Origin of the sequence: Anoxybacillus sp. ST4, from assembly GCF_019448545.1 — a bacterium.
Classification (GTDB): Bacteria; Bacillota; Bacilli; order Bacillales; family Anoxybacillaceae; genus Anoxybacillus; species Anoxybacillus pushchinoensis.
The window spans coordinates 1-15,238 of record NZ_JAHZOE010000028.1; the positions used below are offsets into that span (position 1 = coordinate 1).

15 protein-coding genes and 1 pseudogene are annotated in these 15,238 nt (G+C 43.1%); 4 read left to right on the forward strand and 12 right to left on the reverse strand.

What is annotated here, in order from left to right; translation table 11 throughout:
• Nucleotides 1-244, reverse strand: a pseudogene (locus K1I44_RS12890) (IS66 family transposase); the annotation flags it as partial.
• Between the two features lie 95 nt (nt 245-339).
• On the opposite strand from K1I44_RS12890, the gene K1I44_RS12895 reads away from it, so the two are divergent.
• Both K1I44_RS12895 and K1I44_RS12900 read left to right on the forward strand, forming a co-directional pair.
• Nucleotides 340-870, forward strand: coding sequence for a helix-turn-helix domain-containing protein (locus tag K1I44_RS12895; protein ID WP_219986370.1), 531 nt, complete (start codon nt 340-342; stop codon nt 868-870).
• A gap of 26 nt (nt 871-896) precedes the next feature.
• Nucleotides 897-1,400: an IS630 family transposase gene (locus K1I44_RS12900; RefSeq protein WP_370628009.1), complete on the forward strand. Its 504-nt coding sequence runs from the start codon at nt 897-899 to the stop codon at nt 1,398-1,400.
• 46 nt (nt 1,401-1,446) lie between these two features.
• On the opposite strand, the gene K1I44_RS12905 is transcribed toward K1I44_RS12900, so the two are convergent.
• The 10 genes from K1I44_RS12905 to K1I44_RS12950 all read right to left on the reverse strand — a co-directional run bounded on the left by K1I44_RS12905 (nt 1,447) and on the right by K1I44_RS12950 (nt 13,489).
• Entirely contained in the window at nt 1,447-1,764 is a 318-nt protein-coding gene (locus tag K1I44_RS12905; RefSeq protein WP_219986372.1) for a hypothetical protein, read from the reverse strand.
• A gap of 11 nt (nt 1,765-1,775) precedes the next feature.
• Nucleotides 1,776-2,507, reverse strand: a complete 732-nt coding sequence (locus tag K1I44_RS12910; RefSeq protein ID WP_088223739.1) for an HI0074 family nucleotidyltransferase substrate-binding subunit — start codon at nt 2,505-2,507, stop codon at nt 1,776-1,778.
• Between the two features lie 107 nt (nt 2,508-2,614).
• Nucleotides 2,615-4,162, reverse strand: a complete 1,548-nt coding sequence (pruA, locus tag K1I44_RS12915) for an L-glutamate gamma-semialdehyde dehydrogenase (RefSeq protein WP_219986373.1) — start codon at nt 4,160-4,162, stop codon at nt 2,615-2,617.
• Between the two features lie 86 nt (nt 4,163-4,248).
• Nucleotides 4,249-5,382: a CamS family sex pheromone protein gene (locus K1I44_RS12920; protein WP_219986374.1), complete on the reverse strand. Its 1,134-nt coding sequence runs from the start codon at nt 5,380-5,382 to the stop codon at nt 4,249-4,251.
• A 15-nt stretch (nt 5,383-5,397) separates the two neighbouring features.
• Nucleotides 5,398-7,404 (reverse strand): NAD-dependent DNA ligase LigA, encoded by a 2,007-nt coding sequence (ligA, locus tag K1I44_RS12925; RefSeq protein WP_219986375.1) that lies wholly within the window; start codon nt 7,402-7,404, stop codon nt 5,398-5,400.
• 5 nt (nt 7,405-7,409) lie between these two features.
• Nucleotides 7,410-9,575 (reverse strand): DNA helicase PcrA, encoded by a 2,166-nt coding sequence (pcrA, locus tag K1I44_RS12930; protein ID WP_219986376.1) that lies wholly within the window; start codon nt 9,573-9,575, stop codon nt 7,410-7,412.
• A gap of 42 nt (nt 9,576-9,617) precedes the next feature.
• On the reverse strand, nt 9,618-10,313 hold the full coding sequence (gene pcrB / locus K1I44_RS12935) for a heptaprenylglyceryl phosphate synthase (RefSeq protein WP_219986377.1): 696 nt from the start codon (nt 10,311-10,313) through the stop codon (nt 9,618-9,620).
• Between the two features lie 48 nt (nt 10,314-10,361).
• Nucleotides 10,362-10,679, reverse strand: a complete 318-nt coding sequence (locus tag K1I44_RS12940) for a YerC/YecD family TrpR-related protein (RefSeq protein WP_003398643.1) — start codon at nt 10,677-10,679, stop codon at nt 10,362-10,364.
• A gap of 10 nt (nt 10,680-10,689) precedes the next feature.
• Nucleotides 10,690-11,712, reverse strand: a complete 1,023-nt coding sequence (locus K1I44_RS12945) for a DUF3048 domain-containing protein (RefSeq protein ID WP_003398644.1) — start codon at nt 11,710-11,712, stop codon at nt 10,690-10,692.
• A gap of 34 nt (nt 11,713-11,746) precedes the next feature.
• Nucleotides 11,747-13,489 (reverse strand): adenine deaminase C-terminal domain-containing protein, encoded by a 1,743-nt coding sequence (locus tag K1I44_RS12950; RefSeq protein WP_219986378.1) that lies wholly within the window; start codon nt 13,487-13,489, stop codon nt 11,747-11,749.
• A gap of 85 nt (nt 13,490-13,574) precedes the next feature.
• Between K1I44_RS12950 and K1I44_RS12955 the strand changes: the two genes are divergently transcribed.
• Nucleotides 13,575-13,838: a YgaP family membrane protein gene (locus K1I44_RS12955; RefSeq protein ID WP_003398646.1), complete on the forward strand. Its 264-nt coding sequence runs from the start codon at nt 13,575-13,577 to the stop codon at nt 13,836-13,838.
• A 51-nt stretch (nt 13,839-13,889) separates the two neighbouring features.
• A complete protein-coding gene (locus tag K1I44_RS15535) occupies nt 13,890-13,991 on the forward strand; it encodes an EYxxD motif small membrane protein (RefSeq protein WP_338390259.1) in 102 nt (33 codons plus the stop codon).
• Here K1I44_RS15535 and purD read toward each other — a convergent pair.
• The gene (gene purD / locus K1I44_RS12960; RefSeq protein ID WP_219986379.1) at nt 13,954-15,234 is read right to left on the reverse strand and encodes a phosphoribosylamine--glycine ligase; all 1,281 of its coding nucleotides are present in this window, start codon (nt 15,232-15,234) and stop codon (nt 13,954-13,956) included. The two genes, K1I44_RS15535 and purD, sit on opposite strands and share 38 nt — an antisense overlap.
• Between the last annotated feature and the right edge of the window lie 4 nt (nt 15,235-15,238).

Sequence of the window (15,238 nt, forward strand, 5' to 3'; positions counted from 1 at the left end):
AAACGATGCTTCTTGTGATGCAAAAAGACTGGGCGAATGTTTCTTCGCGAAACGTACCCGAAATGTTCTCTTTCACTTTGACCATGCGAAGATCGCGTTCGGCTTGGTTATTGTCAAAGGGAACATGGGCTTCACGTAAGAAACGCAGCGCTTCTTCCTTTCGTTTCTGAAGCCGTCGAACAAAAGCGAGTGCTTTTTTCGGAAGAGGCGTCTTCGCTTCCAATCGGTGTTGTGCTCTTTCTATATACATGCACCTTAAAACAATGACTTCTGTATGAACACCTTTTTTCATGGCTATACTGCTCCTAAATATTTCTATACAAAAGGAGCGGAATTGGCATGAAACGTTTGAAAATCACAAATGATCACGGTTGGACACCTCGAACACTTCGGAAACAAGAACGGAAAATCAAAGATGCTTCTCTTCGTGTTCGGGTGACCGCTGTTCGTCTTGTCATGGAAGGTCACCTCGGTAAAGATGTCGCGAAAATGGTCAACGTATGCCGTCAATCGGTTGCCCTCTACGTTGCACGTTTTAATCAAGGTGGGCTCGATCATCTACTCGATCGTCGGTTGCCACCTGGTCGCGTGCCATTTCTTACGGAAGAACAACAACAAGAAATTAGACAACTCGTGTTAACCAACACACCTGTGGATGCTGGCTGGGGCATCGCTTCATCATGGAACACGCGCATTTTACAATCTTACATTCAACAAACCTATGGTGTTTCGATGTCACGGGAAGGGATTCGCAAGTTGTTGCATCGTTTGCGTTTGTCATGGACACGCCCGACGTATAAGCTCGTCAAAGGAGACGCCAAGCGTCAAGCTGCCTTTCAAAAAGAACTTGAATTTATAAAAAAAAACTAATTACCGAGAATGTCATGCTGTTTTATGTGGATGAGACACATGTTCGTGCTTATCAAGCGTTGCGTACGACATGGGCAGAAGTAGGAAATCAAAAACACGTGCCAAGCTACGGACACCACGCCCACGTTTCTATTTTTGGCGCCGTCGATGTTCAACAAGGCGATGTGGTATTTCATCGCGCATCATCCGCCAATGCCGAAACGTTCCTTGACTTTTTGCGCCGATTGAAAGAGAAATATACGGATCAATTCCTCGTGCTTGTGTTGGACAATGCGTGTATTCATCATGCCAAGATGGTACAAGCCTTTCTTGATGGCGAGGAAGGCGATGCTTTTCATTTCATCTTTTTGCCGCCGTATTCTCCACAGTTGAACCCGATCGAACGGCTGTGGAAGTGGTTGAAAGATGAAGTGATTGCCAACGTTTTTCACAAGAATCAAAATGACATTGCCCAATCCATTACTCGCTTTGAACAATACGTTCTACAACACCCGGATGAGGTGTTGCGCCGTATCGGGTGTAATGCGTGAACCAGAGGTTAAAACGTCAATTTGGATGTATATACCTACATTGCCTTTAATGTAATCGAGCACATAGTCTTCTCCCTACATAATATCCCAATGCTCCTATATAAATTGAAGCTACAAAAACACAAGAAGGATAAAAAGGAAGCGACGTAATCGTTGCGATCCCTAAAACAACAGCCCCATCCCATTTAAATCCCCATTTTTCATCGATAAAAAAAATGAGCGCCTCTGTTACCGCACATATAAACGGAACAGCTAGTACTGCAATTGGAAAAATGGCAATAAAGAAAGAAAAACCGCTAAATAATGAGAGCGAAAGGGCAAACATGACAAACGACAACAAAACTCCTATTAAAAATTTTTTCACTCATTCTCCCCCTATTCTTCCAATTCACGAACTCGTTTTTTCATCTCTACTAATAATTGATCAAATAAATGAACGTATCGCTGGCGAATATGTTCATAAATTTCCATCGCTATTTGTTCATCGTATGTATGTGATGTCCTATTTCGATCTTCTAACATTTGAATCCACGCTTCTCCATCTTGAATAAGTCCTTCTTTAAATGCTTGTTTAATCGTTTTTCGCGGACTTGTCACTTCGTTATTTCCGTTATATTCCAAGTAACTTTTCATCCATTTCCATGCTAGCTCGTACGTAAATTCAAATCGTTGAATTGTCGCGTCAAGAACTAGGTCGTCTTTTTCCACATCACGCGTAATGCTTTGATGCAGTTTATTTAATGCTTTTTCAAAGTCAAATAGTTTATCCATGATTTTATTCATCGTCACAACGACCTCCCCTCGTTCATTCGTTAAAAAAATTGTCTTTCCTTCAAGATCAATATACGATTTGAGTTTTTCATTGCTGATCTTTTCATAATCAATAGCATCTACCGTATAAATGATATTTGCTTCCGCTAAATCGTCTTGAATGCGGTACAGCTGCTCGTTATGGCTTCTAAACTTAATCGCAATATCGATGTCCGACGTTTCTTTATAATCGCCTCTCGCCCTTGATCCGAACAAAATCACTTTTTCAATGATGTTCGCATAATTTCGAAACACACAAATGAGGTTATAAAATGTTTGCTTTTTTAATCCGTACATGTTTGTACTCAATCGCCCATCACCACCCACTTCTATATCATTTGAAAGATGTTTTTTTCATTATACCTGAAACCCCTCTTAGCATTTTCGCCAAGAGGGGTTTTCCATTAAAACATTTCGGATACCGTTTTTGCTTGCATATGAAGAAGTAAGTAGTCTGGACCGCCTGCTTTCGAGTCTGTTCCAGACATATTGAATCCACCGAACGGATGATAGCCGACGATCGCGCCTGTGCAACCGCGGTTAAAGTAAAGGTTACCAACATGGAACTCCTCACGCGCTTTTTCAAGGTTAAAGCGGTTATTTGAAATGACGGCACCTGTTAAGCCATATTCGGTATTGTTGGCAATTTCAAGCGCATGGTCGAAGTCTTTTGCTTTCGTAAATGCCACAACAGGTCCAAAAATTTCTTCTTGCATAATGCGCGCTTTCGGATCAACATCGGCAAATACCGTTGGCTGAATGAAGAAGCCTTTCGAGTCGTCTCCTTCGCCACCTGTCATTAGCTTGCCTTCTTGTTTACCGATTTCGATATACTCCATAATTTTGTTGTATGCCGATTGGTCAATAACCGGTCCCATAAACGTACTTTGTTCTTCTGGATTGCCGACTTTTAATTGCTTCGTTAGCTCAACGACGCGGTTTAATACTTGGTCGTATATATCTTCAAGCGCAACGACACGCGAGCATGCCGAGCATTTTTGCCCAGAGAAGCCAAAAGCAGATGCAACAATTGATTGTGCCGCCAATTCTAAATCTGCTTCTTTATCGACGACAATTGTATCTTTTCCGCCCATTTCCGCAATGACACGCTTGAGCCAAATTTGTCCTGGATGCACTTTCGCTGCGCGCTCGTAAATGCGAATGCCGACGTCGCGCGAGCCTGTAAAGCTAATGAAACGTGTGCGCGGATGATCAACTAAATAATCGCCTACTTCCGCACCGCTTCCTGGAATGTAGTTTAATACGCCTGCTGGAAGACCTGCTTCTTCTAGCACTTCAACGAACTTATATGCTACGACTGGCGTTGCGCTCGCTGGTTTTAACAACACCGTATTTCCTGTGACAAGCGCTGCTACAGTTGTTCCCGCCATAATCGCAAATGGGAAGTTCCATGGTGAAATGACAACGCCAACACCAAGCGGAATGTAAAAGAAACGATTCGTTTCTCCTGGACGACTCTCAACAGGAATGCCATCTTTCAACTTCAACATTTGACGTGCATAATATTCCATAAAATCAATCGCTTCCGCTGTATCAGCATCCGCTTCTTTCCACGGCTTTCCTGCTTCTTTCACAAGCAATGCGGAAAACTCATGTTTGCGACGGCGCACAATCGCTGCCGCACGGAATAAAATGTCGGCGCGCATTTCTGGTTTCGTTTTGCTCCACCATTTGAATGCGGCATCTGCTGTTTGCATCGCTTTTTCTGCTAAATCTTTATTGGCTTTCGCTACGCGACCAACCACTTCTGTTTTATTTGCTGGGTTGATGGAAACAATTTTATCTTCTGTCATGATGCGTTCGCCGCCAATGACAAGCGGATAATCTTGACCGAGATAGGCTTGCACCGTTTTTAACCCTTCTTCAAACGCTTTTTTGTTTGCTTCGACTGTAAAATCTGTAAATGGTTCATGTTTGTAAGGTTGTACCATATGTAAGCCCCCTTTGTTGAAATTACAAAAGCGTTTTCATACACACAATTCCATTCTAACGGATGGAGCATACATATTCAAATTTTTTATGGTTGATAGATGTGAACGAACGGCTCATTTTGATCTGGATTTTTTATAATGATGCTCTCCGGTCCACGCACCGAAGAAATGTAAACAGAAATCGGCATGTAATCAGGCATTTTTTCCATGAGAAGCCCCGTCACGTATTGTGTAAAACCAATGACTTCTGCCTTCCCGTAAAACTGCATCACAACGTCAATCGTCAGTTGTTGCAATTGGTCGTCGCGATAAAATGCTTTGCCGATGACTCCTGTATAATTTGGAAAAAATTCTTCAATGTCCGATTTTAAGTTTAAAAATTTCACTAAGTCGTCACGATGGTTTTTTTGCGCTTCATCGGATGGAAAGACATAATATTCTTCGTTAATATTTTCCCAATTTTTAATTGAATTGCTTCCTTTGTCTACATAGCCAGCTGCAAAAAAATGGCCTGGAACGATGGACGACTTCGGTTGCTGTTCAAATAAGCCAATAATTATAGGTACTTCCTTTAATCCATCCATTTGACGCAAACGAGAAACAATTTCTTCTGCCGCTTTTTTCCCTTCCTTCTCCATATCGCTCTTTGAAATTTTTACTTCGCGTGGATACCCTTCTTCCGTCTCATAATAATGGACAGAATTCATTGCCAACCCAATGACGACGCCACCTAACTGCACTTTGTCATTTCCTGTTTTAACTAAATAGTTATGTTCTAAAATATGGGAGATATATAGCGGATGTTTTTTATTTCTCTCTTCATTTGTTCCTTCGTTTCCAAGCGCAGGATTGAGCCCTTCCGCATTCCCTTCTTTCCGTTTCAGCCACGATTCGATCGTCTTTCGATCTAAGTATTGTCCTTGTTGAAACAAATATTGTGACGGAGAAAACTTCGTTTGTGCAATGCGCATTAAGCCGAGTTCAAACTCTTCCATATCCAATCTTGTGTTCACATTTTCAACAACGAGTCCGCGCGCCTCTCCGGGTTGAAACGGCAAAATGGTACGATAATACGAGTTAGAAATGTTGTACTTTGGAATAATCGCTTTTTGTTTTTTATTTTCTGTTTCTTGCACAACTTTTTCTTCTTGATTAAACTTTGGCGCACACGCTGAAAGAGTAAGGAGCGCACAAATGAGCAATGTCATCAACTTTTTCATCGTTCACACCCGCTTTTATTGTTGTATTTCTTGAAAAAAACGCGCTTCGTCCCAAACCGTAATGCCAAGTTGATTTGCCTTTTCTAATTTTGATCCAGCGTCTTCACCCGCGACGACAACATCTGTCTTTTTACTGACGCTTCCTGTCACTTTCCCACCTAGCGCTTCAATTTTTTCTTTCGCCTCCGCTCGCGACATGGATTGTAGCGTACCTGTTAAAACGAACGTCTTTCCAGCAAATGCGGCATTTACGTCAGCTGACCGTTTTGCACCTTTGTACACCATATTGACACCGTGTGAACGCAAACTGTCCAGCAGCTGTTTGACTTCTTCTTTTGAAAAATACGTAACAATCGAGTCCGCCATTTTGTCGCCAATTTCATGAATGGACGTCAACTCTTCCTTTGTCGCTTGTTGGAGGCGCTCGATCGTTTCAAAATGTTCCGCTAACGTTTTGGCAGCTTTTGCGCCGACATGGCGAATCCCAAGTCCGAACAATAAACGTTCAAGCGAGTTTTGCTTTGATGCTTCAATCGCATGCAGCAAGTTCGTTGCTGATTTCTCTCCCATTCGTTCTAGTGCAACAAGTTGCTCTTTCGTTAACTTGTACAAATCGGCCACACTTCGAACGAGGCCGTGCTCAAATAATTGGGCGATCACCTTTTCCCCTAATCCATCAATATTCATTGCTTGACGTGAGACGAAATGAATGAGCCCCTCGCGAATTTGTGCTGGACATTGCGGATTGACGCAACGGAGAGCCACTTCATCATCAAGTCGTACGAGCTCGCTCGCACATGCTGGACAATGCGTCGGCATATCGAACGGTTTCTCTTGCCCTGTTCGCCGCTCTGGTAACGAACGAACAACTTCCGGAATAATGTCGCCCGCTTTTTTAATCACAACGTAATCGCCAAGACGAATATCTTTTTCGCGAATGTAGTCCGCATTATGAAGAGAAGCGCGTTGTACGATCGTTCCTGCTACACGTACCGGCTGTAAAATAGCTGTCGGGGTGACTACCCCTGTCCGCCCGACGCTCAATTCAATATGAACGAGCTGCGTTACGACTTCTTCAGCCGGAAACTTATAAGCGATCGCCCAGCGCGGACTTTTCGCGGTTGCTCCGAGTTGTTTTTGCTGAGCAAACGAATCTACTTTAATGACGATACCATCAATATCGTATGGCAGCTTTTCCCGTTCTGCATGCCATCGTTCGATGTAAGAAAGAACATCGTCGATCGTTTCGCATACTTGACGTGCACAATTTGTTTTAAACCCAAGCTCATCTAAATAGCGAAGCGCTTCACTATGAGAAGTAAGCCCTAACTCTTCCGCATGGACAACACCGTATACAAATATATCTAGCTGACGGGAAGCGACGATTTTTGGATCGAGCTGACGAAGGGAGCCGGCTGCCGCGTTGCGTGGATTGGCGAATAATTCTTCCCCGTTCCTTTTGCGCTGTTCGTTCAGCTTTTCAAACGATTGTCGTGGCATGTATGCCTCTCCGCGTACTTCAATCGTCACTCGTTCACGCAAGCGGAGCGGCAACGAACGAATGGTTTTTACATTTTCTGTAATATCTTCCCCTGTCGTCCCGTCCCCGCGCGTCGCTCCTTGTACAAAATAACCGTTTTCGTAGCGAAGCGATACCGCCAAACCATCTATTTTCAATTCACATACGTAACGCACATCGCCGACTTCTTGGCGTACTCGCCGATCAAAATCGCGCAAATCCCCTTCGTTGAAGGCGTTGCTTAAGCTAAGCATCGGCACGCGATGGGTCACTTTCGCAAACGACTCTAACGGAGCTCCGCCAACGCGTTGCGAAGGGGAGTCCGGCGTTTTATATTGCGGATATTGCTCCTCGAGTTCTATTAATCTTCTCATCAATTCGTCATATTCAGCATCAGAAATAGACGGTTTGTCTAACACGTAATATTCGTAATTATATTTTTCGATTTGTTGGCGTAATTGGGCCATTTGTTTTTCCACGTCGTGCAGTGCCACATTCTCCATCCTTTCTATACTTTCGTAATCGGAGCAAACTTTGCCAATAGTCGTTTAATGCCAATTGGGCTTGAGAAGGCAACATCTAACTCTTGATCCCCATCGTTTTCCTTTACACGCACAATTGTACCAATACCCCACACTTTATGACTCACTTTCTCTCCTACGCGCCATCCCCCTTGCGAAGCTACAGATGATCGCGGAGAGGCCAATTGTTTTTTTGCTCGCTTATGTGCATATTCAATAAGCTCTTCAGGAATTTCATCAATAAAGCGAGATGGAGCGTTCACGTGGGTTTGTCCAAATAATGTGCGCATATGCGCGCGCGTCAAAAATAACTGTTCTTCCGCACGAGTGATACCGACATAAGCTAGACGGCGTTCTTCCTCCATTTCATCCTCATCATTTAACGAACGATTATGCGGAAAGATCCCTTCTTCTAGTCCGACTAAAAAGACGACAGGAAACTCAAGCCCTTTTGCCGAGTGAAGCGTCATTAAAACGACCGCATCACTTGTCTGCCCTTCACTGTTATTGTCAAGCTGATCAATGTCAGCAACAAGCGCTAAATCGGTTAAAAAGGCAACGAGCGACTTGTCCTCGTTTACTTGTTCAAAATGTTTGGTAACGGATAAAAACTCATCAATGTTTTCAAGCCGGCTATGTGCCTCTAACGTTTTTTCCTCGCGAAGCATATCGCGATACCCTGAACGATCCAACACATCTTCGACAAGCTCTGTTACAGATAAATAATGTTGCATTTGGCTCCAATGATCGATTTGTTCACGAAATTGCACGAGTGGTGCGGCAATACGAGCACTAATTCCGATCTCTTCAATATGCTTGAGCGCATCGAACATAGATATGCTGTGGGTGGATGCATAAGAGGCGATCTTATCGATTGTTGATGCGCCGATGCCTCGTTTTGGAACGTTAATAATGCGCGTCAAGCTAATGTCATCGTTCGGGTTCGCAATTAAACGTAAATACGCTAAAATATCTTTAATTTCTTTTCGGTCATAAAACTTTAAACCGCCGACAATTTTGTATGGAATGTTTGCCTTTAACAACATTTCCTCAAGCACGCGCGACTGCGCATTCGTTCGATATAATACTGCAAAATCTTTATACGTTCGTTTTCCTGTATCGACATACTCTTTAATTTTCCCGACAACGAACTGCGCTTCATCCACTTCTGTCATCGCTTCATAATATACGAGCGCATGACCTTCGCTATTTTCCGTCCAAAGTTTTTTCGGCTTTCGTTGGGTGTTATGCTCAATAACGGCATTAGCAGCCTGTAAAATACGTTTTGTTGAGCGATAGTTTTGTTCAAGAAAAATGACTTTAGCATTTGGATAGTCTTTTTCAAACGATAAAATGTTACTAATATCTGCCCCGCGCCAACGATAAATGGATTGGTCGGAATCCCCGACAACGCATAAATTTTGGAATCGTTTAGCAAGCATTTTTACTAGTAAATATTGCGAGCGGTTCGTATCTTGATATTCATCGACATGAATATATTGAAATTTTCGCTGATAATATTCCAACACTTCAGGAACACGTTGAAATAGTTGAATCGTCGTCATAATTAAATCATCAAAATCGAGAGCATGGTTGCGCAACAATCGTTTTTGATATTCTTTGTAGACGTCGGCCACAAGTTTTTCATACGGCGTTGCAGCTTGATCAGCATATGTTTCAGGCGTAATTAATTCGTTTTTCGCGCTGCTAATCGTACCTAATAGCGCACGCGGGTCATATTTTTTCGGATCAATATTGCGATCTTTTAAAATATGCTTTAGTACCGATAATTGATCGGTCGTATCCAAAATAGAGAAATTCGCATGAATGCCGATGCGATCAATATCGCGACGCAAAATGCGGACGCACATCGAGTGAAACGTGGAAATCCATATATCCTCTGCCTGTTTGCCTACGATCCGCTCCACGCGTTCTTTCATTTCGCGGGCTGCTTTATTTGTAAATGTAATAGCTAAAATGTTCCACGGGGCAACATCTTTTTCCGCCATTAAATAAGCGATGCGATGTGTGAGCACACGCGTTTTTCCGCTTCCCGCTCCCGCCATAATTAAAAGCGGACCTTCCGTCGTCTTTACCGCCTCTTTTTGTTTTTCATTTAACCCATCTAATAACATACGAGCTGACATACTCATCTTTCCACCACCAAAAACATATGTTCTTTTTTTATTCTCCATTTATGTCCTTTTTCCTTTAACCGCTTCAACCGTTTGTAACGCCATAGGCAAATTCGTATAAATCACATTCCCAACGACAACTGTATCTGCCCACATCGCCATTTCTTTCGCTTGTTCAGGCGTATGAATGCCACCACCATAAAATAAACGCGTATGTTGCAACGTCCGTTTCACTTTCTCTACAAGCGTCACATCTCCGTACTGCCCGCTATATTCCATATAAAAAATCGGAAAACGATACATATGTTCTGCCATTCGAGCATAGGCAATGACATCTTCATCTGTTAACTCCGTTCGCGCACTTGTTAACGATGCGGCTTTACATTCGGCATTTAAAATGCAATACCCTTCAACAAACAGTTCTTCCCAATTTATTAAGTCACCAAACTGTTTTACTGCTTCATGGTGCAAATCAATTAACCAAGTGAGATCACGGCTATTAAGTACCATTGGAATAAAATAATAGTCAAATCCAGGTGTAATTGCTTCAATATTTGATACTTCTAGCGCGCATGGAACAGAAAAACGGCGTACGCGCGCAAGCAAATCGATAACATTTTCAAGCGTTACACCATCTGTCCCACCGACAACGATCGCATCTGTACCTGATTCACATACTTGTTCAAGTTGCTCGTCTGTTATATGTTTGTTCGGATCTAATTTAAACACATGTCGCCATGTTGTCATTTCATTCATTTTTTTCACCTCATCTCATTATAACAAAAATCGCAAAAAGAAGCTGACTCATTGTGAGCCAGCCTCTTCCTTTTGTTCGTTATAAATGCGATCAAGCGCCATCGCATACGCATCATTTCCGTAGTTTAAGCAACGCTTAACGCGCGAGATCGTCGCTGTGCTTGCCCCTGTTTCTGTTTCAATTTTATGATACGTATACCCTTCACGCAACATGCGTGCCACTTCTAATCTTTGCGCAAGCGCTTGTATTTCATTGACAGTGCATAGATCGTCGAAAAAGCGGTAACATTCCTCTAAATCTTTCAACGACAAAATAGCTTGAAATAATTGATCGAGCTCTCTGCCACGCAATTTATTAATTTGCATACACGTCCCCCTATTCATATTGTACTTGTTGCAAATTAGGAACGACTTGAATCCATGTCTTACCTGGAACAAACCCGAGCGGAACGCCGTCTTGATAAGGAAGAAGGCGGCCGTCAACGTTTCTCCATTGCACTTGTTGTACCGTTCCTTTTTGGAATAAATAACCTTTTCCACCTGACGTAAAATCAATATGTCTTCGTCCGTAATCATCAATCACTTCATGTGTTGCTTCAACAACAAACACATTTTCTACTGCAATAGGTGTATTCGTTTCCCGATCAACAGTCGGCTCGCCACCACTCGAACGAACGTATTTCGTTCCATCATACGTATAATGAACGTGAGCATACGATCGTTTAGAATACACAACATCAATATTCGTCGCTTCTACAGCACGTGTCAAATCATTTGAGAAAAACGGCAATGGCTTCACTTCTTCTTCAAATGCATAGCCGTTTTTTTCGGCTCCTTTTTTAATATTTTCAAAGGAAATGTAAGAGTTGTGCGGCGCTTTTCTCGTTCGATCTCGCCAAAATAACGTCCCATCGTAAAACAATCCATTGACGTAATCTACTGAACCAGACTGCAATAACCGTTGGGCCTCTGGACTCCATCCATGGCATACATATAACGCGTGAAAGCCGTTGCTTAATTGAATAAAATAATCGCGCGCGCTCCGAACAGGTCCGATCACATCAGGCTGCTCACTTTGATAAATCGCTAACAGCCGCGTAATATCCCCTTCAGCAAGCACCTCGTAGACGATATCTGCTTTATGCAACCCCGATTGCGGTCGGGCGGTAGGGTAGTTGTTAATCATAACCGCTACGACGCGTTGCATCGTTTTTTCACTCGCTGGCATACCCGTTAACGGGAACGTCCACATCGCTTCTTCTTTCCCTTGTTCATTCTCTTGTTCGATTGTTGTTGGAGGAGACTCCTTTTCTTTCATGTTTTGCTCTGCACGTTGACATCCAACACCAAACATAACCGCGAGCGTAATGAGCAATAAAAACAATAATCGCCGCAACATGAACCCAACCTTTCATTTTCGTCCCTTTTATATTTTAACGCATTATTGTTGGAAAGAGTACTGTTTTATGCATGACATCGTAAATTCCTTTCGGTGTAATGCGAATATATGGTAAATGTGTCGACGATAAAAACAACAACGTATAAACTGGATCTGCGAACGTATAACCGCGAGCTCTCAACAGTTCACCGAGCTTTTTTTCTTCCCGTATTAACGCCTCCATCGATTTCGCTGACATTAAACCGCTTAATGGGAGAGAAATTTCATGAATGACTTTCCCACGTTCACAAAGAACGATACCGCCCCCTATTTCCTTCATACGCTCAAAGGCAAGCAACAAATCCCGTTTGCTTTTCCCGATTAAAATAATGTCTCCTGTATTGGAATACGAGCTAACAAGCGCCTGCACATGTGTCGCAAACCCTTTTAACACCGTGTTCACTCGCCATTTTCCGTTGCGGTCAATAAGCATTAAAAAGCTCTCGTCATGATCGTTTGATAATTCATCTACTGACGTATCTGTCGAAATGGAATACGGCTTAATAATGACTGAGTTTTCCATATACATGCCTAAAGGCATCGAAAATTGCAAATCATCCATTTGTAAATCCCAAGCGAAAGAAAGGGGCTCAAGCCCATGTGCATCCCATTCAATTGTTGAAAAAGCATGAACCGGCGCACCGTCCCGTTTGACCCATTGTCCGCTTGCTAAAACAGAAATCGGTGTCGGATTCGAAGCATGTTCAAGTATGTTAATATGAGCAATACGCCCTGGTGTAATACTTCCGTGCAAATGATCGATATTGTAGTAACGGGCAACGTTCCACGTCGCCATGTTGTATGCGTCAATATCACGTACACCTTCTTTAAGCGCCATGCGAATCATTTCGTCAATCATTCCATTTTCATAAAATGTAGGCGTCGAACCGTCCGTCGTAAACATGCAATGGTCGTAATGGTGAATGCCACATTGTTTCATCTCTTGCAGCAATGTCGGTAAATCAGGGCGAATAGATGAATGACGCAACGATACTGTATAACCTTGCATTAATCGTTTATATACATCGTTCCCTGTCATCGCCTCATGATCCGCATCCGCTCCAAACAGTTTCATTTTCGTTAACGTGCGGTCTGAAGCTCCTGGAAAATGCCCCTCTACTTTCTTACCAAGCTTCTTTGCCTCTTGCATCCAATGGAGGACGAAATCGTCTCCTTCTAGCAGTTTAGGCCATCCAGTTAATTCACCAACTTGTAAGACAGCATCGTTTTCAAGCCATGCTTTCATGTTCCGATATGAAAAAAGATGTTCTTCTCCATCCATTTCTGTTTGCGGATCAAGCCGGCACCACCAGTACATCGTCACCGGTTGTTTTTCCATCGCTGCTAAAAAAGAAAACGCTTTCTTTTTTGTCAACTGTAAAAAAAGAAATAAGTTATCGTTAATGAGTGTCGTCGTACCAAACTGCGCTGCATATTCCGCTAACGTCTGGGGATTATATAACTGAAACGGGTGAGCATGAGGCTCAATGTAACCAGAAACAAGCATACGATTCGTGCAATCAACGACTTCACATGAGTCCAACTGTTTCGGCTTATTCGGACCGACATATACAATTCGGTCATCGCAAATCCATATGTTTCCTTGCACCCATTGACGCAAGTATGGATGTAAATATGTTGCGTTCAATAATACTTTCGTTGGCGCTTGCCTCCCGTCAACAATCGCAACGTGTTTACGAATTTGTTCGCTTTTCCATCGATACCGTTTTTCTATCATGATCGCTTTCCTCCTAAATCGTACCATCATCTATACACATTTTAACGGATGAAAGCGAATTTCACAAACAAAAAGGAGAGAGAACATGAAACAAAACATCGGTATAATCAATGCGATGATTCGCATCACATGCGGATTTACGATGCTTGCTTGGGCAACTGCCAATCTTTCCCGCAAACCGTGGCGTGAATCATATATGTGGATAATCATGCTTGCTGCCATGAAAATTGCGGAAGGAATTGTTCGTTTCTGTCCTGTGATGGCATTGTTCGAACGATATCAATGTCATTGTGAACAAGATCATGAACGAAAGAACGCCATTCCGATTGAACCAGTTAACCCTTCATAACAACACCCCCTTGTACACGTACAAGGGGGCAAAAAGGAGAGAACGCATATGATGACAGAATATATAACAGACACGTTCTTCATTCTTATTCTTTTAATCGGTAGTATCGTTGCGCTTAGTTTTGTATATATTCGCAAGAGGCGCGTACGATAGCTTTATGACCAATATCGCGGCGATAGAATAGCCCATCGCACTCAATATATTGTATTTGTTCGTACACGAGACGCTGTGCTTCTTTTAACGTTTTTCCACTCGCCACAACGAGGAGCACTCGTCCCCCGTCCGTTGCCCATTCATTATTTACGCACTTTGTGCCAGCGTGAAAAACTTGTGCTTTCGTGATTCGTTCTAATCCCCGAATGATCGCTCCTTTTTCATATTGATCTGGATACCCTTTCGCAGCTAAAACGACACCAAGGGTAGCTTCGTCGCTCCAATGCAACGTAACAGGCTTATCTTCTAAAAGTGAGACGATGACTTCAACAAGATCATTTTGCAAACGCGGCAAAATGACTTGTGCTTCAGGGTCACCAAACCGTGCATTAAATTCGATGACTTTTGGCCCTTCTTCCGTCGCAATTAATCCTGCATATAAAAATCCAGTAAATGAACAGCCTTCTTTCGTTAATGCTTTCACCGTCGGTTTGACGATCGTTTCCATCGCATCGTGAACGATCTGTTCGCTTATTTGCGGCACAGGAGAATACGCCCCCATTCCTCCCGTGTTCGGACCTTGATCATCATCGAACGCTCGCTTATGGTCTTGGGCGATAACCATCGGATATACACGTTCTCCATGTACAAATGTCATAAGCGAAAATTCTTCGCCTTGTAAATATTGCTCAATGACAACTTGTCCCCCCGCTTCACCAAACTTTTTGGCAACCATAATGTCATGCAAAGCATGGAGCGCCTCTTCAACTGTCATCGCCACCGTTACCCCTTTTCCTGCTGCAAGCCCATCCGCTTTAATGACAATCGGAGCCCCTTGTTCATGCACATATTGTACAGCTTCATCATACTTTGTAAATGTCGCATAGCTCGCTGTCGGAATGTTATATTTTCTCATCAAATCTTTCGCAAATGCTTTGCTTCCTTCAATTCGCGCCGCCTGCTGTTTTGGACCAAAAATGCGTAATCCTTCCCTTGCGAAACGATCAACTACCCCTGCCAACAGCGGTGCTTCCGGTCCAACAATCGTTAAATCAATCGCTTCTTTTTTCGCCCATTGCACAAGCGCTTCGACGTCAGTCTCTAAAATCGGAACGCGCGTAGCGATTGCATTCATTCCATCGTTTCCTGGCGCCACGTATATGTGGGTCACGAGCGGGCTTTGTGCTACTTTCCATGCAAATGCATGCTCTCGGCCACCACGACCTATAATGAGCACTTTCATCCGT

What these genes read in the sequence shown, in the direction of transcription:
- K1I44_RS12955 (WP_003398646.1), top strand. Translation starts at nt 13,575, where the DNA reads ATGAAACAAAACATCGGTATAATCAATGCGATGATTCGCATCACATGC.
- pruA (WP_219986373.1), bottom strand. Translation starts at nt 4,162, where the DNA reads ATGGTACAACCTTACAAACATGAACCATTTACAGATTTTACAGTCGAA.
- K1I44_RS12910 (WP_088223739.1), bottom strand. Translation starts at nt 2,507, where the DNA reads ATGTACGGATTAAAAAAGCAAACATTTTATAACCTCATTTGTGTGTTT.
- K1I44_RS12950 (WP_219986378.1), bottom strand. Translation starts at nt 13,489, where the DNA reads ATGATAGAAAAACGGTATCGATGGAAAAGCGAACAAATTCGTAAACAC.
- K1I44_RS12895 (WP_219986370.1), top strand. Translation starts at nt 340, where the DNA reads ATGAAACGTTTGAAAATCACAAATGATCACGGTTGGACACCTCGAACA.
- purD (WP_219986379.1), bottom strand. Translation starts at nt 15,234, where the DNA reads ATGAAAGTGCTCATTATAGGTCGTGGTGGCCGAGAGCATGCATTTGCA.
- K1I44_RS12920 (WP_219986374.1), bottom strand. Translation starts at nt 5,382, where the DNA reads ATGAAAAAGTTGATGACATTGCTCATTTGTGCGCTCCTTACTCTTTCA.
- ligA (WP_219986375.1), bottom strand. Translation starts at nt 7,404, where the DNA reads ATGGAGAATGTGGCACTGCACGACGTGGAAAAACAAATGGCCCAATTA.
- K1I44_RS12945 (WP_003398644.1), bottom strand. Translation starts at nt 11,712, where the DNA reads ATGTTGCGGCGATTATTGTTTTTATTGCTCATTACGCTCGCGGTTATG.
- pcrA (WP_219986376.1), bottom strand. Translation starts at nt 9,575, where the DNA reads ATGAGTATGTCAGCTCGTATGTTATTAGATGGGTTAAATGAAAAACAA.
- K1I44_RS12940 (WP_003398643.1), bottom strand. Translation starts at nt 10,679, where the DNA reads ATGCAAATTAATAAATTGCGTGGCAGAGAGCTCGATCAATTATTTCAA.
- K1I44_RS15535 (WP_338390259.1), top strand. Translation starts at nt 13,890, where the DNA reads ATGACAGAATATATAACAGACACGTTCTTCATTCTTATTCTTTTAATC.
- pcrB (WP_219986377.1), bottom strand. Translation starts at nt 10,313, where the DNA reads ATGAATGAAATGACAACATGGCGACATGTGTTTAAATTAGATCCGAAC.